We start from the raw sequence: 22,596 nt of genomic DNA on the forward strand, positions 1-22,596 counted from the left end.
AGTAATAATTATTATCAATTGACTCATTGGAATTCGATGTGAAATCTTTGCCTCTTTTAGGTTGTATGTTGTTTTCTTCTACGGTAATGGCAACACACACTGACTGCACGCGTTTATCTGAGCTTTCCTTTGCTGAAGGGGTGCATGATAGTGAGGGTCATAGTTGCTTATCTTTTGAAGCATCACAGCAAGATTTTATAAAACAACGTGGTGAAGGCCTTTCCAAGGTCCTGTTATTGAATTCCAATAAACAGCCAGTGCGTGCATTGCAAGAGTATGGCTCAGTACAAGAACCCCATAGTGCGGATTATGTCGTATCAAAAAATGGGGTTTATTATCTTGCATTGAATGGTGAGCCGGGTAAACCTTGGCAATTAAAGTTTGATGTTAGCCCATACCAGCCTTTAGTCATTAAAAAGGAGAATGAACCCGTTAGCCCCAAGCTACAAAGTTTACTTGATGAACATTACCAAAAAGGGGATACAAGCGCATTTTGGCAAGCTGTCGCCGCGCAAGGCACGCCATTGGTTGAAGATTTTTCAAACAGACAAAAACGGGTGACATTCCTTTGGCGTGGCGCGAAAGCAAATGCTTATATTCTAGGGGCACCATCTGGTAATCACGAAAGAATGGCTCACTTGGCGGGAACGGATATTTGGTATCGCTCTTTTATCATTCCTAATGATACGTTATCGCAATATAAAATTGCACCGGATATTCCTTCAGTGCCTGAAGGCGGTTTTGCTCAACGTAAGGCGATTTTAGTCACTGCGCAGTCTGATCCCTATAATTCACACGTTATTCCTTCTCTGAGCATAGATAAATATAACCGTTTTTCATTGTTATCATTGGTACCGAATATACGCCAATGTCATTTCTCTGATGTAGCAAACTGGCAGGTTAAAGGCCGTTTAGAAACATTTGTGTTAACGAGTGAAGTGCTAAAAAATGAAAGAAAAATAACGGTTTATCGGCCTAATATACCAATGGAAATCCCTGGGTTATTGGTGCTATTGGATGGGCAAATTTACTTGCAAAACTATCAAATGGATAAATTCTTTGATAAGTGGATGGCGCAGGGGAGTTTCCCAGCGATGAATATTGTGTTTGTCGATAGCATCAATTCAGCGCGCCGTGGCGATGAACTTCCTCCTAATGATGCGTTTCCTCAGTTGCTGGCGGATGAACTCATGCCTGAATTAGCGAAAATGGGAATTCAAGCACCAGCAAGCCATACGATTATTGCAGGTTCCAGTTATGGAGGGCTTGGGGCGACATGGAATGCGTTACAGCATCCTGAAATTTTTGGTAATGTTATTAGTATGTCAGGATCTTATTGGTGGGCTCCAAAAGATAAAGACCCCGAGTGGTTGATCCGTGAAATCGAAATCATGCCAACGCAACCGATCCGTTTTTTCCTTGAGGCTGGCTTATTCGAACAACGCGGTAGTTGGGGAGGAATTATTCAAAACCACTATCGGTTATTCGATGTTTTAAAACATAAAAATTATCAAGTTGATGCCATTGAGCTCCCTAGTGGGCACGACTACGTTTCTTGGTGTGAAACACTTTATGAGGGAACAAATCAACTTGTATCACAATGGTAAATCGCCATAACGCTAATTCACAAAAAGCAGCTGATATTTAGCTGCTTTTTCACATTTATGACAAACGTCTTCATTTCGCCATAAAAGCGTCATTCAACTGTCATCTGGCTCCTTTAGCATGCCTGTCATTATTTGAAATACACATTTTCTCTTTTCATTATTGATTGGCAAGGAAACAGTTATGACTGGTAATTTTATGAAATCCCTTTTAGCTGTCACGGTAAGTACTTTAATTTTAGGGAGTACAGTCCCTGCCTATGCAGCTGATAAAAATGATGCAGTGTCAGAAAATCGTGCCGCGCAAGGCGACATCACCAAATTTGGTGGTGCGCGTCGTTTAGCGACAGAACAAACTGATATCATGAAAGCAGCACTTCACAATGGCCAAGCCAAAAATGTGATCCTATTTATTGGTGATGGTATGGGTGACTCTGAGATAACCGTTGCTCGTAACTATGCAGAAGGCGCTTCAGGGTTCTTTAAAGGTATTGATGCCCTGCCAATCACTGGCCAATATACCCATTATGCGTTAGATAAAAAAACACAAAAACCTGACTATGTGACTGATTCTGCCGCATCTGCCACGGCGTGGTCTTCCGGTGTGAAAACCTACAATGGCGCATTGGGGATTGATGTATTTGGTAACGACCATGAAACATTAATTGAGATAGCTAAACGTAATGGTAAAGCGACGGGTAACGTCACGACTTCCGAGATCCAAGATGCAACACCTGCTGCACAGTTTTCGCATGTCAGTGCGCGTAAATGTTATGGCCCAGAGGAAACCGCAGAAAAATGTGCGGCTAACGCGCTAGAAAATGGCGGTCGTGGTTCAATTTCAGAGCAACTGTTGGTAACTCGCCCAGACGTCACACTTGGTGGTGGAGCTAAGAGCTTCAAGCAAGAAGCAAAGGCGGGTGACTACAAAGGTAAAACGTTGGAACAACAGGCAATTGAGCGTGGGTACAATATTGTACGTGATGCGAAGTCATTAGATAGCATTACAGTTGCAAATCAAGATAAACCCGTTCTTGGCTTATTCCATGATGGCAACATGACTGTTGCATGGGAAGGCCCGAAAGCGGTTCATTACGGTAATATCAACAATGCGCCGTTAGAATGTAAACCGAATGCTAAGTTAGACCCGAATGCACCAACATTAGCTCAAATGACGAAAAAAGCGATTGAGCTGTTAGAAGTCAATCCAAATGGTTTCTTCTTACAGGTGGAAAGCGCTTCTATCGATAAGCAAGATCATAAAGCAAACCCATGTGGCCAAATTGGTGAAACAGTTGCTCTCGACCAAGCAGTACAAGTCGGCTTAGATTTCGCTAAAAAGCATGGTGATACATTAGTTATCGTGACTGCTGACCATTCACATTCAAGCCAAATTATACCAGAAGGCACAAAATCAACGGGCTTAACGCAAGCGTTGATTACGAAAGACGGCTCCGTGATGGTCGTGAATTACGGTAACTCTGAAGAAGATGATTCTCAAGAGCACACTGGTGCTCAGTTACGTGTGGCGGCTTATGGCCCACATGCGGCAAACGTAATGGGTCTAACTGACCAAACTGATTTGTTCTTTACCATGCGCGATGCAATGGGATTGAAGCAATAAACCAACCCTGTAGTAAAAATTCTCCGCGATAGGATGTCGCGGGGGATTTTTTTATTTACGGCTCTTTTTCTCCTTATCTTTCAACCATTCTTCAATCAAATTATTAAATATTTGCACTTCTTTTTTTATTCGTTATCTTGAAAACTGATTTATTAGATAACAATAAATGTGCTTATTCATAGGCACAAATAATGAGAGTGACATAATGAGAGAAGTTCGCGAACTGCAACGAGAGGAAATTCCATCTGTTTGGTCTATCGACCGCACTGAATTAATTGAAAACCTTTATCTATATCAAAATGGCGAGTTGGTGCTATCCAAACAACGGTTTGATATGAAAGGTTGGCCAGAAGGTGAGCCTGAAGCCTATACCCCCCATTTGTTGGAAAGTTATGACCAAGGTGCGGTATTTCTTGGGGTTTTTGAGCTGGGCAAGTTAATTGCTGCTGCAAGTTTAGATAATGTGTGGCGGGGAGAGCAAAAAGATTTATTGCAATTATCTTTTTTGCATGTGAGCCACGCGTACCGTGGAGAAGGTTTGGCAGGAATGTTATTCCAACACTGTGTTGAAATGGCGATACAAAAAGGGGCAAAAGGCTTATATATTTCTGCGACGCCTTCAGAAAATACCGTGCATTTTTATCAACATCTAGGCTGTACTTTAATTGCACAACCTGACTCTGAATTATTTGCATTAGAGCCTGAAGATATTCACTTTATTTATCTATTTTAGTAAGTTTTTATTTTGTAAAATAAGTGTTAATTTATAGGGCGGTGGAATAAAAAAGCATTGAAATTTACTAAAAACCAGATATTATTGATAATCATTATCATTTAAGGGTGAGATCACTATGCCAACTAGCATATCAAAAACCACAGGTTTAAAGCGTATAGGCGCTGGCCTTTGGGGTGTCTTTGCTGTGATATTGTTGAGCATTGCTTACGTACTCAATAATATGGGCTTGGATAATATAAAAATCATTATGATTGTCATGATGGTCGCAACCGCAGGGATGTTGTTCAACCGAGGTTCTCGCCGCTTATTGATTATCCCCGCTGTGATTTCGCTCGCATGTTTTCTGATGGCCTTTGTACTACAAAGGTAGCTTTATAATTTAATAATTAAATAGAACAGAAGAAAGTGGTATCGAAAGATATTGATAATTAAAGGTATTCAATATAGCGGTTTATTTAAATGATTTACTATTGTTTTATAGTAAATAGGCAAATAAGACAGCATTAGTAGTACAGGAAAGGCCGAATGGGCAGGATATTATAAAATGACTGACCAGTGGTGCGAAAGGGGGGACTTGAACCCCCACGTCCGAAGGACACTAACACCTGAAGCTAGCGCGTCTACCAATTCCGCCACCCTCGCAATACCTAACTAAACTTTGGCCATCAATGCCTTTCACCAGCAATAATGTGGTGCGGATTTTAGGCTAATTTCGACGAACGTCAATAATTTTTTTATGAAGTATTTTTTGATTGATGAAAAAATGGCCGGTGATGGGTCACTGGCCATTGAGCAGGACGAAAAATTGTATTTTAGTCTAATTTGGATAAGTGAATTAGCGTTTAACTGCTTGGTAAACCTTAAATTTCCCCGTTTTGGCGAGTACTTCATGGCTACCAAATGCTTTATCGAGTAAATCAGGATACGGTAAGAAAGCATTCGCGACTATCCGCAAGCGTCCCCCTTTTTTCAGGTATTTAGGGGCTTGATAAATCATATTTTCAACCGCTCGATAACTGGTGTTTAGGCCATCATGGAATGGTGGGTTAGAAATAATCCAATCAAACTTATCGTTAATATCTGAGTAGGCGTCACTAGCGATGACTTTACCAGTCAGTTTATTGGCTTCAAGAGTGGATGCTGCGGAATCTAGTGCAGACGCACTGACATCACTTAAGGTAAGTTTGATCTCTGGATTTTGTGAGCCGATCACCGCGGCAATCACCCCGTTACCGCAAGCGAGATCAAGCAGATCACCACTCATTGGATCGGTTAATGTTGATAATAGTAGGTCACTACCGATATCAAGCTCATTATGGCTAAATACCCCTGGCAGTGCGTTAATTCTAACATTATCAATCTGATAATGACGCCACCAGCGAGCAATATCAAAGGTTGTCGGTTGTTCTAATTCACCATAGTACAAGCCACAGCGGCGTGCTGAGTCAATTTTTTGTAAGCTAGCGATCCCTCCCATAATGGATTCGGCGCTTTTAACACCACTGCGATTCTCACCGACGATAAAAATTTGGCTACCCGCAGCAAGATGAGTACAAAGGTCATCGAGCTGGAAACAGGCTTCTTGCTTGTTTTTTTGCCAAAAATAAATGAGGGTATCGCAAGGCTGGATAAATTCCGCGGGCGTAGTGGCAGAGAATAACGCCATATCTCCCATTAACGGCTGTAAACGCTGCCAGTGGTGATACTGGTTGGTGATGACACGAACACTAGCCGCTTCTAAGGTTGCAGCGAGCTCATCCTGAATGTCACCGGCCAAAATGACATGACGATCTGTAAAATGTTCGAGATGGCGTTGAATAACTTCGCTGGCAGGTGTCAGTAATGACATATTCTGTCAATCTCCTAAAATAATAAAAAAAACCGATGACATCTTACCAAAGATAAGAGAAATAGCATTGCTCTGTTGGCGCTATTGATCCCCTTTGATAAGATGTGGTTGTAAAATTGCGACTGGAAAATCAAATGACACGACGTGACAGGCTTTTAGAACAACTGGGGATCACTCAATGGATGGTGAGAAATCCTGCCGTGTTACGTGGTGAGCGTGGTGTGAGGATCCCAGCGTCGACTAAGCTTATTATTATTACTGATGAGAACCTTGATTTAAATAGCCAATTGCTAAAAGATATTTTTCTTTCCATGAATATTGCACAGGATGATGTGGTTTGTGTAAATTCAGAGCAATTAGGTTTAATCCCAACACCAATAATAACACCATGTTGGGTATTAGGTGATGAAATTCAGCCTGAAGGTTCAAAAATCATATTTACTTCACCTGTTTTGTCTGAGCTAAGTACAAGCTGTAGCGCTAAACAGGCACTATGGAAACAAATTTATCAATATGATGAAAATTTCAACACTAAAGCAATCTGATCTCGCGACTGCGTACTTAATTGAGAAATTGAGCCATGATTTTCCATGGACTGAGCGAGTTTTTTATGGGAACCAAGGGGAAAAGTACCATAACATAAAAATATCTGTTAATAATCAAATTGTTGGTTATGCAATAACACAGTATGTTCTTGATGAAGCGACCTTATTTAATATTGCCATACATCCTGATTACCAAGGGAAAGGCTATGGCCGCTTGTTGTTAGAACAGCTCATTGAAGAACTCGTAAAGAAAGGCATTCTCACGTTATGGCTAGAGGTTAGGGAATCAAATGCATCTGCTTTGCATCTATATGATAAGCTGGGTTTTCACCAAGTGACGGTACGTAAAGATTACTATCCAGCTAAAAAAGGTAGAGAAGATGCTTTAGTTCTTGCTTTGACGCTATTTTCTAATGAATAAATTTAAGTAACAAATAATTTATTACTAATATAGTTAAAACCCCAATATGCGTCATAACATATTGGGGTTTTGTGTTTTTATGGACGACTATTTTTCAATTTCAGGAAGAATAGGTTTATTCATTATTTTGATATTATCTTTTAACGCTTTTTTTTCCGCAGCTTCTGCATTAACTTCTTCATTGAGCCCTTTATATGTGGAATAACACATAATGAGCATCATGATGGATAGTGGTACTGCCATGGCGACGAGTGCAGATTGCAAACCGGATAATCCACCAGTCATAATTAGCACAATCGCGATTGCCGCAATAATGACTCCCCAAATGGTTTTCGTGACATGAGAAGGATTTGGGTTGCCATTTTCGCTGACCATTCCCAGCACAAATACCGCTGAGTTAGCTGATGTGATAAAGAAAATCAGCACCAAAACAATCGCCAAGACACTAATAAATGTTGATGCAGGGAAATAGTCTAAGAACTTAAATAATGCGGATGTTACATCCGTTTTTACAGCATCGGCTAGTGCTGTTTGGCCGAGATTTTGAATAATATGGATTGCTGATCCACCCATTACCGCAAACCAAGTAAAAGCACTTAATACAGGGATAAACACTGCGCCAATCATAAATTCTTTAATTGTTCTTCCTTTTGATATACGCGCTACAAAGCTACCCACTAATGGTGCCCATGCTATCCACCAGCCAAAGTAAAACAGTGTCCAGTTAGCAATCCAAGTGCCGTCATTATAGGGCTCAGTGCGAAATGACATACTGACAAAATTTTGGACGTAGTCACCAATACCTTGGAATAACACTTTTAAGATAGTTTGGGTTGGGCCAGATAAAAATATAAATGCCATCAATCCTAGGGCAAGTATGATATTTAAGTTTGATAGGTACTTTATCGCCCCTTGTAATCCAGAGATCGTCGAAGCAACATAAACAACGGTAATTATTGCGATCAATCCAACTTGTACATAAATACTAATAGGCAGTCCCCATAAGTAATTCATACCACTGTTAACTTGTAGTGTACCGAAGCCTAATGATGTGGCGATACCAATGACGACAGATAACATCACCAATATATTGATCCACTTCCCGACAGAGCCGTAAATCCGATCCCCGATTAAGGGATAAAAAACCGAGCTGAGTGAGGATGGTAGCTTTTTTCTAAATTGGAAATAGGCTAAAGCCACACCGACGAGTGCATAACATGCCCATGCGGAAACCCCCCAGTGCAGATAGACATATTGCATCGCTGCTTTGGCTGACTGTTCTGTTAAGCCTTGCCCAACGGGTGGGCTGATATAATAGGAAACTGGCTCTGCGACCCCCCAGAACATCAAGCTAATCCCAATCGAGGCACTGAATAACATCGCAATCCAGGTGACCGTGCTGTATTCCGGTTTGTCATTGTCATCGCCGAGGCGTATGTGACCAAATTTGGAAAAACCGAGAAACATACAGAAGCTGAAAAAGATAAAAACGGAACCTAGGATAAACCAACCTAGATTGTTATAGATAAAACTTAAGGCGGAATGTGAAAATGCTTCCAGTTTATCAGGAATAAATGCACCAAAACTGATTAACGCCAGACTAAAGGCTAGCGACACGTAAAATACGGATTTTTTGTGATTCATCATACCTCTTCTCCAGTTGCTCACTTATTTTTTGTTTTATGAGAGTTGGCTTGCAGGGAATACTCGTTGTGTTTTAAGGGTACTTTTTTGTTGGTTGCTACTTTCGGTTTACAGAGAATAGCCATGCAAATATTGTGTAGTCAACAAGTAATTAACCAATTATTAACAGCCGAGATAATTGTTATTTCTGTAACTTCTTGTTATAGATACATTAAATGTTTTTGAATGAATTTTTATCAATATTTCGTTTGATCATTAATGGGATCTGCATTAACATTCTCAAAAAAGATGTTAACTATAAGTTTACATAAGTGAGGGCAATTATGAGCAATGCAGCTAAAGTCATTTCGATTAATGATCACCTTGATATTGATAACGCATGGACAATCCCTGCACGTTATTACACGTCTAATGATATTTTTGAGTATGAAAAAGAAAAAATATTCGCTAACTCATGGGTTTGTGTCGCGCATATCAGTGAAGTAAAAGAAAAAAACTCCTATATCACTCGTGAGCTCATTGGCGAAAGCCTTGTGATTGTTCGTGGTCGTGATGATGTATTACGTGGTTTTTATAATGTATGTCCACACCGTGGACACCAGTTAATTAGCGGTGAAAGTGGCAAAGTCAAAAATGTGATTACTTGTCCTTACCATGCATGGGCATTCAAGTTAGATGGCCAATTAGCACATGCGACTAATTGTGAAAATGTGAACAATTTTGAAGCTGATGCAATGACATTAAGTAGCTTCCATGTTACTGAACATGCAGGGTTTATTTATGTAAATATGACCGTAGGCGAACCGCAACCTATTGAAGAGCAACTTCCAGGTCTAGCGGAAAAAATGCAAGAAGCTTGTGCAGTAATTAGCGACTTAAAATTGGCCGCTCGGTTTGTTAGCCATACACCAGCCAATTGGAAAACTATCGTTGATAACTATATTGAATGCTATCACTGCCCAACCAACCATGTGAGCTTCGCAAGCTCTGTGGATGTCAACGTATACGAACACCAATTATTGGATAATTGGACTGTTCAAATTGGTAAGGCAAAACCTTCCGAGTCCTCCTATCAATTTGATGAATCTGTTTTAGATCCGCGTTTCTTTGGTTTTTGGATTTGGCCTAGCACCATGTTCAATATGCCTCCAGGCGGCGATTTCATGACGGTCATTTATGAGTTTCCTGTGAGCGCAGGGGAAACCTTGCAGCACTATGATATTTATTTTCTCAATGAAGAGTTGACTGAATATCAGAAAAACTTAGTGGAATGGTATCGCACGGTGTTCCGTCCAGAAGATTTACGGTTAGTAGAAAGTGTACAAAAAGGGTTGAGATCGCGTGGTTACCGAGGCCAAGGCCGTATCATGGCTGACAGGCAGCGCAGTGGGATTAGTGAACATGGCGTTGCGCATTTCCATAAAATCATCGCTGGCGCGCACACTGAGTAATTACGTTAACCATAAAAATAAAAGGAGAAGTCACAAATGCATCATTTAACTCACCCTGCACTATTTCGTCAGTCCTGTTACATCAATGGGCAATGGGTTGATTCAGACAATAAAATCCCTGTGACTAATCCTTTTGATCAATCTGTGCTGGGAACGATCCCCAGCCTGTCGGCCACACAAGTGGATGAGGCGATTGAATATGCTCATTCTGCAATGGAAGGTTGGAGTAAGCTGACTGCTAAAGCGCGTTCTATTATTTTACGCCGCTGGTTTGAGTTGATTGAAGCCCATGTTGACGATCTCGGGCGTTTAATGACTCTTGAACAAGGTAAGCCACTGCATGAGGCAAAAGGTGAAATTCGTTATGCCGCGTCATTTATTGAATGGTTTGCGGAAGAGGGAAAACGTGTTTATGGGGAAACCATTCCTCAAACAGTGGGTAGTAACCGCCTTTCGACAATCAAGCAACCCATTGGTGTTTGTAGTGCGATTACCCCGTGGAATTTTCCCGCAGCGATGATCACCCGTAAAGCGGCTCCAGCACTGGCTGCGGGTTGTAGTATTGTTATCAAGCCCGCGACAGAAACGCCTTTTACGGCGCTTGCATTAGCGCAGCTGGCGGATGAAGCCGGTATTCCTGCTGGGATATTCAACGTCATTACTGGGGACTCTCGTGTTCTTGGAGAACGTCTAACTAAACATGCGCTTATCAGTAAATTTTCGTTTACTGGTTCAACACAAGTTGGCCGAATATTGTCCGAGCAGTGCGCATCAACAATTAAGAAAACCTCACTCGAACTGGGGGGGAACGCGCCTTTTATTGTCTTTGATGATGCGGATATTGATAAAGCGGTAAAGAGTGCGGTTCAAGCGAAATTTCGTAATGGTGGGCAAACTTGTGTTTGTGTGAACCGTTTTTATGTTCAAGATGCGGTTTTCGATGAATTTCAGACCAAGTTCGTTGCTGAAGTCGCCAAATTGCAAGTCGGTAATGGTCTTGATGCCAGTACCGACATTGGGCCGATGATCACAACACGTGCTATCGATGGGATGAATGAGTTATTGCAAGATGCATTAGCGAAAGGCGCTCGCCAATTAACCTTAGGGAATGAAGTGGCGGAGTATGGCAATTTCTTTAATCCCAAAGTCCTTGTTGATGTTGATGACTCAATGAAGATTGTTCATGAGGAAATTTTTGGTCCTATTGCAACATTGATTCGTTTTAGTGATGAAAATGAAGTGATTACTCGCGCCAACAATACGATTTATGGCTTAGCGGCTTATTTCTTTTCTCGTGATGTAGGTCGTGTATATCGTGTAGCTGAAAAGCTACAAAGTGGCATGGTCGGTATCAATACAGGCTTGATTTCTAATGAAGTTGCTCCTTTTGGAGGTGTGAAGCAATCAGGTTTAGGAAAAGAAGGCTCTCGATATGGTATTGAGGATTATTTAAGTACTAAGTATCTGTGTTTAGATATTGAATAATAAGAGAGGCACTGTGATGAACCAACAAAAAATTGCAGTCAATATTAGTCGAATTGAGCAAATTAGCCCAAATATTAAAATGTTTGAATTCGTCGCGCAAGATGGTGCTTTTGTGCCTTTTAGTGCAGGTAGCCACGTTACCGTTCACATGGATGGGCAGACTGGTTTACAACGCGCTTATTCGTTAATCAGTGATCCACAGCAGTGTGGCAGTTATTGCATCTCTGTATTGCGTGATGAAAATTCGAAAGGCGGCTCTGCATTTATGCATGAGCAGCTATCGCCAGGGGATAGTTTGTACCTGTCCCCAGCGCAGAATTTTTTCTCGTTGGCACCGGATAACCAATGTAAGCATATTTTGATCGCTGGCGGGATTGGGATCACGCCTTTTCTCTCTTATCTCTATGAATTAGAAGAAAATGGAATGGATTTTGAGCTCCATTACTGTTTTCGTGATAGTGCAACAGCGGCATTTCTTGAACATTTGCAACAGCGTATTGGTTCGCGTTTATTTCTCTATGACGGCAGCCAAGGGCAACGAATGTCTGTTGAACAGCTGGTTCAAGCACAAGCGAGCAATAGCCATCTGTATGTATGTGGTCCCCAATCATTAATTAATGAGGTGATTGAGAAGGGCCATCAGCACCTTGGTGAATCACAGGTTCATTTTGAAAATTTTGGCGAAGTTGCCAGCGAAGGGGATTCATTTGAGGTCTATTTTCAACGTTCAGGCTTTAGTTTGGAAATCGGTAAAGATGAGTCTATTTTGCAGGTAATCGAAGCAGATAAGCGCATTAACGTGGAATGTTTATGCCGTAATGGGGTTTGTGGAACCTGCGAAACGGCAATACTTGAGGGAGAGGCTGATCATCGTGACCACTACCTCGATGATGATGAAAAAGCTGAGCAAAAAACCATGATGTTGTGTGTTTCGCGAGCTAAATCTAAACGGTTAGTCCTTGATTTATAATTAAATTTGCCCCGCTTAGACCACAAGTGGGGCAGAATACCTGTTTTAAATATCGTTTAATTCAAACATTAAAAAAGGCTGTTTTTCATCATTCAAGTGTTGATAAGCGGTAATTTGCTTGTCTTGAAATACGATTTGCCCCCGCCCAGTCCGAAAGACTTCATCTAACCATGGCTTATGGTTGATCACTAATTGATATAATAAACGTTGTAGTTCAAGGTAATCTATTTCTGTCGATTGATTGTGTAAGTTGCTGGCTAATATTTCGCCTGCTTTATCTGTGAATACGACTAAGTGATTGAAATGAGATAATAAAACATCAAAATAGCATTTTATTTTACGCAGGCGCAGTTCAGTATTTTTACGTTCCGTGTTGTCTAAGCTGATCCCAACCAGTTTTGTCACTTTGCCATTAGGGCCTTTGACTCCTGTGGCCCGGGATGTGATCCAACGGTAATCGCCTTCCCAGTTAATTTTAAAATCCATTTCATGGGCACCCCCTTCACGGATAATTTTGGAATATCCATTAACCAACTTTTCCTTGGAGTCATGGCTCATTAAGGCCCAGAAATCTTCATTACTGGTGATTTTGATGCCATATACGGCCTCAACGTTATCGGAGTAGTTCAATTCCCCCGTTAATAAGTCCCACTCCCAGGTCACGATGTCTGCGGATTCTTGAAGATGGACTTCATTGATATTGCGCATGACGCCTGAATGGCTAACAGTGATTTGGTTATTGGTATATTCACCGTATTTCAACCATATCTTGTCGACATCCAATAACGTGGCGAGCTTTTCAAGATTATCTTCATCAATCATGCCGCCTTTCGTCCACTTGTTGACTGCCGTTCGGGAAACACCAAGGGCTTCAGCTGCCTTTAATTGACTCATTTTTTTCTGTTTTAGCAATTTCAACAAACGTTCTTTGAATGTTTCTGTCTCTGTTTCTGCCATCAATTCATGTTTACCTTATAACTTATGGAGTTAACTAAAAGCCATGTGATAAGTGAGTCGCAAGGTATTGCTCTAGATTTTCGATAAAGACTCTAAGATTAGCACTCGTTCGGAGACTTCTCGAATATACAGCATAAACATCCGCGGTTTGATGCCATTGCGGTAATACTCGCACTAATTGGCCAGACTGCAACTCAGGCAGCACACTCCATTGGGAGCGCAATAAGATACCTTCGCCACTTAAGCACCACTGCTTGGCGACTTCACCATTATTGACGGTTAATTTACTATTGGGGGTGACCGTCATACTTTCTTGCTGGTGTTCAACCTTCCATACCGCGGGGGCTTGATTACGTTCTTTAATCGCAATACAAAAGTGCTTTTGTTCCAGTTCTTGTGGATATTTTGGGTAGCCGTGTGTTGCTAAGTAGCTCGGTGAAGCGCACAGGATACGTTGGTTTTGTGCTATCCGCCTAGCGATAAACTGTTCGGCTATCGTACCGCCAATACAGATATCAACATCAATGTTTTCACTAATAATATCGACAGACTTATCGGTTAAAGTGAGGTCAATGCCTAATAAAGGGTAGTTTCCCCGCAATGTCAGTATAAACGGGTTAATATAAGCACTGCCAAACCCTGTGCTGCAGCTGATACGCAGAGAGCCGCGGATCTCTTCGCGACAGGCGTTGAGTTGCTGTTGCATCTGTTCCAACTCAGTTAGCATCACTTCACTGCTACGTAAAATAATTTGCCCTTCATGAGTGAGCTTAATTGCGCGAGCGGTTCTAAAAAATAAAGTTTGTCCTAAATTTTCTTCTAGCAACTTAATGCGTTTAGAAACATAAGCTGGGGATACCAACAGCTGTGAAGCGGCTTGAGAGAAACTCATCAAACGGGCAACCGTGACAAAAACGCGGATATCCTCTAACGAAGGAAGTTTGTTCATAGTTTGTAAACCTAAGGATTACACTTCATATCTATACTTTATCACAGCAACCCCTAAACTGGAGAACAAACAGACATAATTCATTTATCAGAGGTTTTCACAATGTCACAATTTAACATAGCGGTTATTCCTGGTGATGGTATTGGTACCGAAGTGATCCCTGAAGGGTTAAAAGTATTAGAAGCAGCGGCAAATAAGCACGGGATAAAATTGCAGTTTACCCATTTTGATTGGTCGTGCGAAACCTATCACCGCACGGGGCGTATGATGCCTGAAGATGGCTTAGAACAATTGAAAAAATTTGATGCGATTTTCTTAGGCGCAGTAGGGTTCCCGGGTGTTCCTGATCATATTTCATTATGGGGGCTGTTATTACCTATCCGCCGCGCTTTTAACCAATATGTAAATCTGCGCCCTGTCCGTTTGTTTGATGGCATTAAGTGTCCGTTAGCAGATAAAAAACCGGGAGATATTGATTTTTATGTGGTGCGTGAAAACGTAGAAGGGGAATATTCGGCGATTGGCGGTATTCAGTACGAAGGCACTGATGAAGAAATGGTGCTGCAACAAAGTATTTTTACCCGTAAGGGAACCGACCGTATTTTAAAATATGCTTTTGATTTGGCACAGTCGCGTGAGAAAAAACATTTAAGTTCAGCGACGAAATCAAATGGACTATTTCATTCAATGCCTTATTGGGATAGCCGCGTAGCCGAAATGGCGAAGCAATACCCAGATATCAAAGTTGACCAATTCCATATTGATATCTTTGCAGCCAATTTAGTGAGAATGCCAGAGTTCTACGATGTGATTGTCGGGTCAAACCTGTTTGGCGATATTTTGTCTGATTTAGGGCCTGCTTGTACAGGAACGATTGCGATTGCGCCATCAGCCAATATTAACCCAGAAAAGCAATTTCCATCGATGTTTGAGCCGGTTCACGGGTCAGCACCGGATATCGCAGGGCAAAATATTGCCAACCCGATTGGCACGATTTGGGCGGCAGCGATGATGATGCAGCACTTGGGGTGCCCTGAGATGCATGATTCGATTATGTCTGCGGTAGAAACCGCGATTAAACAACGTCAACATTTGACTCGTGATATGGGCGGCAATGCCAGTACGCAGGCGTTGGGGGATGAAATAGCCCGTTTGGTCAGTGCTTAGTTGATGCATAAAGACGCTGTTTATTGAGTCAATTTCGTGAGCCATCGGGGGACTGTTTTGCCTGTTCCTCGATGCTTTGCTTTTCAATGATGTTCAAGCGTGATTTCGGAAAGTGTGTACAAACTTGAGTACAAATTCCGTTTTAGGGGCTTCTGGCGAAATCCCATGACATAAACCGTCTTATATCCCTTGTTATTCATAGGTTTGAGCTAAAAACTTCCATCTTCGGATGGGACTTGTTCTTTTATTACTTGATCTAGTAACTGTACAAAGCAAACACACCAAAACATTGCAGATATTACTCGCGGACTGGGCAAAGTAAGTTTTCTAAGGTTCGGTAGATTGGGTTTAAAAGTTCGAAATAATACGGCGATATTCGCCGTGAATAGAAAGAATAGTAAACCACGCCTTGTTGTGATAGTTTATTAAGGCTAGGTTTTACGGCGATATTCGCCGCGAAATAGCAAAGAGGTAAACTAGAAAAAGGTTTGGTGTTTAAAAATGGTTAGTCATTCCCAGCGCGAAACGGTGAAAGAGTCTTATAAGCAGTCTCTTAAAACTCTTTTACCTTATGGTATGTTAGCGACAAAAAAATGGCTTGCAGAGCAGGGCTTGAGTGCTCATGCGTTGGATAACGCTGTCAAAACCGATACGTTATTGCCGCTAGCTATAGGTGTTTACAGCCAGTATTCTCGAACAGTCACTTGGGAAGGCGTAGTCGCTTCTATGCAGCGTATGATGAACAAAAGTGCAGATGAACAACTTCCGCCTGTCGTAGTCGGTGGGTTGTCAGCGCTTTCCATATCTGGTTTGTCGCAATATTTGTCATTAGGAAGTACCCCTCATATTCATTTATATGCAACGGGAAAGCTGCCTTCCTGGCTTGAGAGGCTGTCATTGCCAATTAAGTTCGAAGGACATAGTACAAGTAAACTTTGGCCTGAGAGCTTATTCAAAGATAGAGCATTTGTTAAAGAGCATGAATGGGGAGAGCAATTACCACCTGTATATTTTTCATGTCCTGAAAAAGCCATATTGGAAGTGTTGGTGGATTTGCCTGAAAGTGTGTCATTTGAACATGCCGATGAGCTAATGCAGGGGTTGGTGAATTTATCTCCAAGAAAACTAGATTCGCTCTTAAAAGCGTGTAAAAGCGTAAAGGCCAAACGATTGTTCTTTTGGCTCGCAAAACGCCAAGCTTATCCTTGGTTTGATAAGTTAAATGTAGAAAATTACGATTTAGGCTCAGGTAAGCGTGTTGTTGCTAAAGGTGGAAAATTGGATACAGAGTATCTAATAACAGTACCCCAGCATATGGTGCTGGCAAGTAAAGGATAAGTTCAGCGATGGATAGAAACAGTATTTATTACAAGCAAGTACAGCTTTTGATACAGGTATTGCCTTTCGTTGCCAAACAGGAATGCTTTGCGCTCAAAGGTGGTACAGCAATCAATTTATTTGTCAGAGACTTTCCTCGTTTATCGGTCGATATTGATTTGGTGTATCTGCCAATGAAGAGCCGTGATGATGCCTTGCAGGAAATCTGTGATGCACTTGATGCTATTAGCGTGGATTTAAAAATAACATTTAAAGATGTCGAGCTAACGGAAGCTTATCGGTCAAAACGCGATGCTCTAAGGTTGATCATTGCTCGCAACGGTGTGCAAATCAAAGTCGAGTTATCACCTGTATTGCGCGGTACTGTTTATGAACCAAAGCTGATGGAAGTTTGCGCAGTCGTAGAAGACGAATTTGGTTATGTTGAAATGCCTGTTATTGATTTAGCTGATCTTTATGCTGGAAAGATATGTGCAGCATTGGATAGACAGCATCCAAGAGACTTATTTGATGTGAAGTTGCTTTTGGAGAATGAAGGGCTAACGGATGAAATTCGTAAAGCATTACTCGTTTATTTATCAAGCCATAATCGGCCAATGGCAGAATTGCTCAGTCCGCAATTTAAGGATATTACTGCCACCTATGAAGGTGAGTTTACTAACATGGCCGAGACGGATGTCCCGTTGGTGGAACTGGAAGCCGTAAGGGGACGCCTAGTAGACCTCATTCACCAAGGACTGACCGATGTTGAAAAGGCTTTTTTGCTATCCTTTAAAAATCGAGAGCCTGACTGGTCTTTACTCGGCCTGAATGGAGTCTGTGAGCTTCCTGCCATCAAATGGAAACAAATCAATTTAGCAAAAATGCCGAATGACAAACATACACAAGCCTTAGAAAAGCTGAAAGATGTTCTCAGTATGTGATTTCTAAAAAATAGATGTTTTGCTGCTTTGAGTTGTTGGTTCGTCACATTGGTATCATACAGCAGCTAATCAGCCAGATTTGCTCTGGTAAATCGACTAGGTCTCGTTACACCATGCAATACCGAACAACGGCAATTGCAGCATTATTGGCGTAGTACGACAAGCTATCATCGATTTTTGGTAGCGAAGGAATTTGTGGTTTAGAGACAGTTGTTTATGGGCTGAAGAAGCAATGATTACAAACAGCTACAACTGAGTATTGGCGCACACTGAGAGTAAATGGTAACAGATTAGATAGCCTTTGATTGTTAATACCCCCAAGATCTGCGAAAATAACCGCCAATTTTGATTAACAAGACGGATTTGCGACGCCAAGAGCCACATTGAGCCTCTTCGAATGCTTATACAAATCTGTATATAAACGAAAAGAACGGTTAAATGACAGATCAGAACTTTCTCCATGAAGTTAGCACACGCAGAACGTTTGCTATCATATCCCACCCCGATGCGGGTAAAACCACAATAACCGAAAAAGTGTTATTGTTTGGGCACGCTATTCAACGTGCAGGTACGGTAAAAGGCCGTGGCTCTAATCAACACGCTAAATCTGACTGGATGGAAATGGAAAAGCAGCGTGGTATTTCGATTACCACCTCTGTCATGCAGTTTCCTTATAATGATTGTCTTGTTAACTTACTGGATACCCCAGGTCACGAAGACTTCTCTGAAGATACTTACCGTACATTAACGGCAGTTGACTGCTGCTTGATGGTGATTGACTCGGGTAAAGGGGTTGAGGACCGGACACGTAAACTGATGGAAGTTACCCGCCTACGTGACACTCCAATCTTAACCTTCATGAATAAGTTGGACCGTGATATTCGTGATCCAATGGAGTTAATGGATGAAGTGGAAAATGAGCTAAAAATTGCTTGTTGTCCAATCACATGGCCTATCGGTTGTGGTAAGTTATTCAAAGGTGTTTATCATTTATTACGTGATGAAACGATCCTATACCAAACAGGTCAAGGGCATACAATTCAAGAAATCCGTATTATTAAAGGGCTAAATAACCCAGATCTCGATGCAGCGGTAGGCGATGAACTCGCTGCGCAGTTACGTGATGAGCTGGAATTGGTTAAAGGGGCATCCCATGAATTTGACCATGAGGCCTTCTTGCAGGGGGAATTAACCCCAGTCTTTTTCGGAACCGCGTTAGGTAACTTTGGTGTTGACCATATGCTAGATGGTTTAGTGGAGTGGGCTCCGCAGCCGCAACCACGCCAAACAGATTTGCGCCAAGTTAATGCGACAGAAGAAAAATTCACTGGCTTCGTGTTTAAAATTCAAGCCAATATGGACCCGAAACACCGTGACCGTGTTGCGTTTATGCGTATTGTTTCAGGTACTTATGAGAAAGGTATGAAACTGCGTCAAGTCCGTATCAAAAAAGACGTGGTAATTTCCGATGCGTTAACCTTTATGGCGGGCGATCGTTCTCAGGTCGAAAATGCCTATGCAGGGGATATCATTGGGTTGCACAACCATGGCACTATCCAAATCGGTGATACCTTCACACAAGGTGAAGAACTCAAATTTACGGGTATTCCAAACTTTGCCCCTGAATTGTTCCGTCGTATTCGTTTACGTGACCCGCTAAAACAAAAACAACTGCTAAAAGGCCTCGTTCAGTTATCTGAAGAGGGGGCGGTACAGGTTTTCCGTCCTTTAACTAACAATGACTTAATTGTTGGTGCGGTAGGGGTGCTGCAGTTTGACGTGGTCGTTTCGCGTTTGAAAAGCGAATATAACGTTGAAGCTATCTATGAAGCTGTTAACGTTTCTACTGCGCGTTGGGTTGAGTGTGATGATGCGAAGAAATTTGAAGAGTTTAAGCGTAAAAATGAGCAAAACTTAGCCCTCGATGGTGGCGATAACTTATCTTATATCGCACCTACAATGGTGAACCTTAACCTCACCAGTGAACGCTACCCTGACGTTAAATTCCGCAAAACACGCGAACACTAATTGTGTTTATGACCCACGGCTAACAGGGTTAGTAGTGGGTCATCTTATTTCGAACTTCATTTAAAGTTACTTTCCCTATTTTTTGGTGCTTCTCATCAAGAATATTCTGTGTTTATTACCTTTCTCTTTATTTTTTATGTTTTTTTACTTAGGCTATATTATTCGTTGTCTATTGCAGTGAAAGGAAGGTTTTTATGAAAAATGCAAAACTATTGAGTTTGTTAGGAGTTATTGGGTTGAGCTGGGCGCTTGCGGCTTGTAGCTCATCATCAGATAGCGCTTTGAAAAAACAAGCCTCAGAAACCTGGGACAGTGCATCTAAGACCGTTGAAATGGCTGGTAAAGATACTGGAAATGCTATTTCGAGTGGTGCTAAAAACACCGGTGATTATATTGATGACTCTGCGATTACGGCGGATGTAAAAGGAAAATTACTGGGTACGAAAGGTATTTCGAGTAACAGTGTATCAGTAAAAACCGTCAATGGTGTTGTTTACTTATCAGGTTTTGTTAAATCAGCCGATCAAATGGATAAAATTACCCAAGTGGCATCGCAAGTTAATGGGGTCAAATCGGTACAAAATGGTTTAGTGATTTCTAACTAAGCAGTAAATAAATGTCTCAATAGCTCGTATTGCTGAGTATTTATTGTACAATGTCGATAGAATGGGCTTTCTAGGGGAGGCTCATTCTGCTTTTGAGCTATTTAAAGTGAATTAAGAGAACTTCTGTTATTCAGAGGCATTATGGGAAAACACGTTTCAGTTACACTCGGCACGATTGAGCCGCTTGCATTCTTTGATAATATCAACTCGGGAAAAACGGCTCTGATATGTGAAGGAGGCGGTCAACGAGGGATTTTTACTGCCGGTGTACTGGATGAGTTTCTTATTTCTGATTTCAATCCTTTTGATCTGATGATTGGTACTTCTGCTGGCGCCCAGAACCTTTCTGCGTATATTTGTGGGCAAGCGGGCTATGCACGTCGCGTGATCACTCGCTATACAACCAATTCAGCATTTTTTAATCCCTTACGCTTTATTCGAGGTGGCCATCTGATTGATTTAGATTGGCTAGTCGAAACCACTGCAAAAGAATTTCCATTACGTATACAAGCAGGGCTCGATTTATTAGATTCAGGCCGTGAATTCTATATGGGAGCAAGCCGCAGTGATGATTTTTCTGCGGCCTTCTTACAGCCTGATGCCGACACTTGGTTGGATATCATTCGTGCGTCCAGCGCTATTCCCGGTTTTTATCGGGAAGGCGTTGATCTCGATGGCACTTTATATCAGGATGGCGGTATTAGTGCTGCGATCCCAGTTGAAGAGGCATACCGCCGCGGTGCTGAGACTATTGTGGTGATCCGTACCGTTCCTTCCCAAATGTATTTTACCCCTGAATGGGTGAAAAGAATGACTCGGTGGCTGGAAGGGGAAAAGAATGGCTTACAACGTATGGCTGCCATGCTTAAAGTTCATCTGAAAAGTTACCGTAGAACACAAGAATTTATTGAAAACCCACCAGAAGATGTACAGGTCTTTGAGATTTATCCACCTGTTCCACTGAAAAGTAGTGCGCTGGGTAGTAAAGTATCTTCGCTTAATCAAGATTACCATACGGGCCGTCGGTGTGGCCGCTATTTTATTGCAGCACTGGGTGGTGCATTTGACCACAATACAAATCGCTTTAGACATACCTTGGCTCAGAAAATTGAGTCGAACCCATTAGACATTCAGCTTGAGCCTCAAGTACCGAGCGAACTCATTCCTGAATTGGTGACTGAGCCTGTCACTTCAGTGCCTTTGGCAGCGATACCAGCAAATGAGACTCGTGATGGCTAAATGTCAATTTATTGATACTCATTGCCATTTTGATTTCCCACCTTTTAGTGACTCTTTGACTGAAAGTTTGCAGCTTGCCCAGCAAAGTGGCGTGAGCGATATTGTCATTCCGACAGTGAGTGTGGATAATTTTGAGCGGGTTTGGCAATTGGCACAGCAGTACCCGCAGCTCCATGCTGCTATGGGGTTTCACCCATTATATTTAAGTCAGTTTCAAGAGCAACATATTGATATATTGACTGATTATCTAACTAAAAAAAATAAAAAATGTGTGGCGATAGGCGAAATTGGGCTTGATCTCTATATGCAAAACCCGCAATTTGAACGCCAGCAAGAGGTGTTGTCTGCACAATTAAAGTTAGCGAAACAGTTTGATTTACCGGTTATTTTACATTCACGAAAAAGCCATGACCCATTAGCTGCAATGCTACGTCGTTTTGAGGTCCCTGCTCGTGGCGTCGTACATGGCTTTGCTGGCAGCCTATCTCAAGCACAAGCCTTTGTTAAACTTGGTTATTATATTGGTGTGGGGGGAACCATTACTTATGAAAGAGCGAATAAAACTCGCCATGTGATATCCCAACTTCCTTTGGCTTCATTATTATTCGAAACGGATGCCCCCGATATGCCTGTTTCAGGTTTCCAAGGCGAGCCAAATCGGCCTGAACGTATTGAGTGGGTTTTTCGTTCATTATGTGAGCTTCGCCACGAATCCCCTGAAGAAATAGCCCAACAACTTTACAACAATAGCTTGTCGTTATTTAATCTCACCAAATAAAACTGCATGCCAATTCATAAATTATATTTATATAATTTCGCAAATTAGCTATTTAAATCTATTTAGTTTTTATTGTGATGAATTGGGTCTTTAGTCCCTTTCCAGATTAAACCGAGTTAATTTTGTGACTTTTATCACATTGTGTGAATTTTTGTTGTTTATTGCACTCAGTATTTGTGATGAGTATTGCGGGTTATTGGTGATGACTAGGTATAATCATAAGATCAAAAATCAAGGTGACTTACACGTTTCCTTATATATCAACCTAAAATAAAGTGAACAG

The 22,596-nt window shown here is 41.6% G+C and carries 20 protein-coding genes and 1 tRNA gene; 16 read left to right on the plus strand and 5 right to left on the minus strand.

Translation table 11 applies throughout. The features are described from left to right. The first annotated feature begins 38 nt into the window (after positions 1 to 38). From PSF42_RS03135 to PSF42_RS03150, 4 genes are all read left to right on the plus strand, one after another. A complete protein-coding gene (locus PSF42_RS03135; RefSeq protein WP_272679433.1) occupies positions 39 to 1,607 on the plus strand; it encodes an alpha/beta hydrolase-fold protein in 1,569 nt (522 codons plus the stop codon). Positions 1,608 to 1,788: 181 nt separating this feature from the next. Beyond that, entirely contained in the window at positions 1,789 to 3,228 is a 1,440-nt protein-coding gene (gene phoA, locus PSF42_RS03140) for an alkaline phosphatase (protein WP_125891859.1), read from the plus strand. Positions 3,229 to 3,433: 205 nt separating this feature from the next. Then, positions 3,434 to 3,961, plus strand: a complete 528-nt coding sequence (locus PSF42_RS03145) for a GNAT family N-acetyltransferase (protein WP_272679434.1) — start codon at positions 3,434 to 3,436, stop codon at positions 3,959 to 3,961. 118 nt (positions 3,962 to 4,079) lie between these two features. Continuing rightward, positions 4,080 to 4,334, plus strand: coding sequence for a DUF1435 family protein (locus PSF42_RS03150; RefSeq protein ID WP_125891861.1), 255 nt, complete (start codon positions 4,080 to 4,082; stop codon positions 4,332 to 4,334). A gap of 186 nt (positions 4,335 to 4,520) precedes the next feature. On the opposite strand, the gene PSF42_RS03155 is transcribed toward PSF42_RS03150, so the two are convergent. Further along, a tRNA-Leu gene (locus PSF42_RS03155) sits at positions 4,521 to 4,606 on the minus strand. Between the two features lie 193 nt (positions 4,607 to 4,799). Then, complete coding sequence (gene rsmC / locus PSF42_RS03160) at positions 4,800 to 5,813, minus strand: 16S rRNA (guanine(1207)-N(2))-methyltransferase RsmC (protein ID WP_272679435.1); 1,014 nt, start codon at positions 5,811 to 5,813, stop codon at positions 4,800 to 4,802. Between the two features lie 134 nt (positions 5,814 to 5,947). On the opposite strand from rsmC, the gene PSF42_RS03165 reads away from it, so the two are divergent. Together PSF42_RS03165 and rimI are read left to right on the plus strand one after the other, a co-directional pair. Beyond that, positions 5,948 to 6,358 carry a DNA polymerase III subunit psi gene (locus PSF42_RS03165; RefSeq protein ID WP_125891863.1) on the plus strand — a complete coding sequence of 137 codons (411 nt, stop codon included), beginning with the start codon at positions 5,948 to 5,950 and terminating at the stop codon, positions 6,356 to 6,358. Next, complete coding sequence (rimI, locus tag PSF42_RS03170; RefSeq protein WP_272679436.1) at positions 6,327 to 6,779, plus strand: ribosomal protein S18-alanine N-acetyltransferase; 453 nt, start codon at positions 6,327 to 6,329, stop codon at positions 6,777 to 6,779. The genes PSF42_RS03165 and rimI overlap by 32 nt, the downstream gene beginning before the upstream one ends. Positions 6,780 to 6,866: 87 nt before the next feature. Here rimI and PSF42_RS03175 read toward each other — a convergent pair whose 3' ends face one another. Beyond that, positions 6,867 to 8,426 carry a BCCT family transporter gene (locus PSF42_RS03175; protein WP_213913000.1) on the minus strand — a complete coding sequence of 520 codons (1,560 nt, stop codon included), beginning with the start codon at positions 8,424 to 8,426 and terminating at the stop codon, positions 6,867 to 6,869. Positions 8,427 to 8,746: 320 nt separating this feature from the next. Between PSF42_RS03175 and PSF42_RS03180 the strand changes: the two genes are divergently transcribed. The 3 genes from PSF42_RS03180 to PSF42_RS03190 are packed head-to-tail and all read left to right on the plus strand — an operon-like array spanning position 8,747 to position 12,329. Next, entirely contained in the window at positions 8,747 to 9,874 is a 1,128-nt protein-coding gene (locus PSF42_RS03180) for an aromatic ring-hydroxylating oxygenase subunit alpha (protein ID WP_213912999.1), read from the plus strand. Between the two features lie 36 nt (positions 9,875 to 9,910). Continuing rightward, a complete protein-coding gene (locus tag PSF42_RS03185) occupies positions 9,911 to 11,359 on the plus strand; it encodes an NAD-dependent succinate-semialdehyde dehydrogenase (protein WP_272679437.1) in 1,449 nt (482 codons plus the stop codon). A gap of 16 nt (positions 11,360 to 11,375) precedes the next feature. Continuing rightward, complete coding sequence (locus PSF42_RS03190) at positions 11,376 to 12,329, plus strand: PDR/VanB family oxidoreductase (RefSeq protein ID WP_272679438.1); 954 nt, start codon at positions 11,376 to 11,378, stop codon at positions 12,327 to 12,329. 45 nt (positions 12,330 to 12,374) lie between these two features. Here the strand turns inward: PSF42_RS03190 and PSF42_RS03195 are convergent, their stop codons facing one another. Together PSF42_RS03195 and PSF42_RS03200 are read right to left on the minus strand one after the other, a co-directional pair. Further along, the gene (locus PSF42_RS03195; protein ID WP_125891868.1) at positions 12,375 to 13,286 is read right to left on the minus strand and encodes a helix-turn-helix domain-containing protein; all 912 of its coding nucleotides are present in this window, start codon (positions 13,284 to 13,286) and stop codon (positions 12,375 to 12,377) included. Positions 13,287 to 13,320: 34 nt separating this feature from the next. Then, on the minus strand, positions 13,321 to 14,235 hold the full coding sequence (locus tag PSF42_RS03200; RefSeq protein ID WP_272679439.1) for a LysR substrate-binding domain-containing protein: 915 nt from the start codon (positions 14,233 to 14,235) through the stop codon (positions 13,321 to 13,323). A 102-nt stretch (positions 14,236 to 14,337) separates the two neighbouring features. Here PSF42_RS03200 and PSF42_RS03205 point away from each other — a divergent pair, with 102 nt between their 5' ends. The 7 genes from PSF42_RS03205 (at position 14,338) to PSF42_RS03240 (ending at position 22,313) form a co-directional block, all read left to right on the plus strand. Then, positions 14,338 to 15,402: a tartrate dehydrogenase gene (locus PSF42_RS03205; protein WP_272679440.1), complete on the plus strand. Its 1,065-nt coding sequence runs from the start codon at positions 14,338 to 14,340 to the stop codon at positions 15,400 to 15,402. Positions 15,403 to 15,903: 501 nt separating this feature from the next. Next, positions 15,904 to 16,740 carry a type IV toxin-antitoxin system AbiEi family antitoxin gene (locus PSF42_RS03210; RefSeq protein WP_125891871.1) on the plus strand — a complete coding sequence of 279 codons (837 nt, stop codon included), beginning with the start codon at positions 15,904 to 15,906 and terminating at the stop codon, positions 16,738 to 16,740. Between the two features lie 8 nt (positions 16,741 to 16,748). Then, complete coding sequence (locus PSF42_RS03215) at positions 16,749 to 17,663, plus strand: nucleotidyl transferase AbiEii/AbiGii toxin family protein (RefSeq protein ID WP_213912995.1); 915 nt, start codon at positions 16,749 to 16,751, stop codon at positions 17,661 to 17,663. 438 nt (positions 17,664 to 18,101) lie between these two features. Then, positions 18,102 to 19,691 (plus strand): peptide chain release factor 3, encoded by a 1,590-nt coding sequence (gene prfC / locus PSF42_RS03225; RefSeq protein WP_125891873.1) that lies wholly within the window; start codon positions 18,102 to 18,104, stop codon positions 19,689 to 19,691. Positions 19,692 to 19,885: 194 nt separating this feature from the next. Beyond that, a complete protein-coding gene (locus tag PSF42_RS03230; protein WP_125891874.1) occupies positions 19,886 to 20,296 on the plus strand; it encodes a BON domain-containing protein in 411 nt (136 codons plus the stop codon). Between the two features lie 141 nt (positions 20,297 to 20,437). Beyond that, the gene (locus tag PSF42_RS03235) at positions 20,438 to 21,535 is read left to right on the plus strand and encodes a patatin-like phospholipase family protein (RefSeq protein WP_248467630.1); all 1,098 of its coding nucleotides are present in this window, start codon (positions 20,438 to 20,440) and stop codon (positions 21,533 to 21,535) included. Further along, positions 21,528 to 22,313, plus strand: a complete 786-nt coding sequence (locus PSF42_RS03240; RefSeq protein WP_248467632.1) for a TatD family hydrolase — start codon at positions 21,528 to 21,530, stop codon at positions 22,311 to 22,313. The genes PSF42_RS03235 and PSF42_RS03240 overlap by 8 nt, the downstream gene beginning before the upstream one ends. The last annotated feature ends 283 nt before the right edge of the window (positions 22,314 to 22,596 follow it).

This window comes from Providencia sp. PROV032 (genome assembly GCF_028484875.1).
In the GTDB taxonomy this organism is placed as follows: Bacteria; Pseudomonadota; Gammaproteobacteria; order Enterobacterales; family Enterobacteriaceae; genus Providencia; species Providencia rettgeri_E.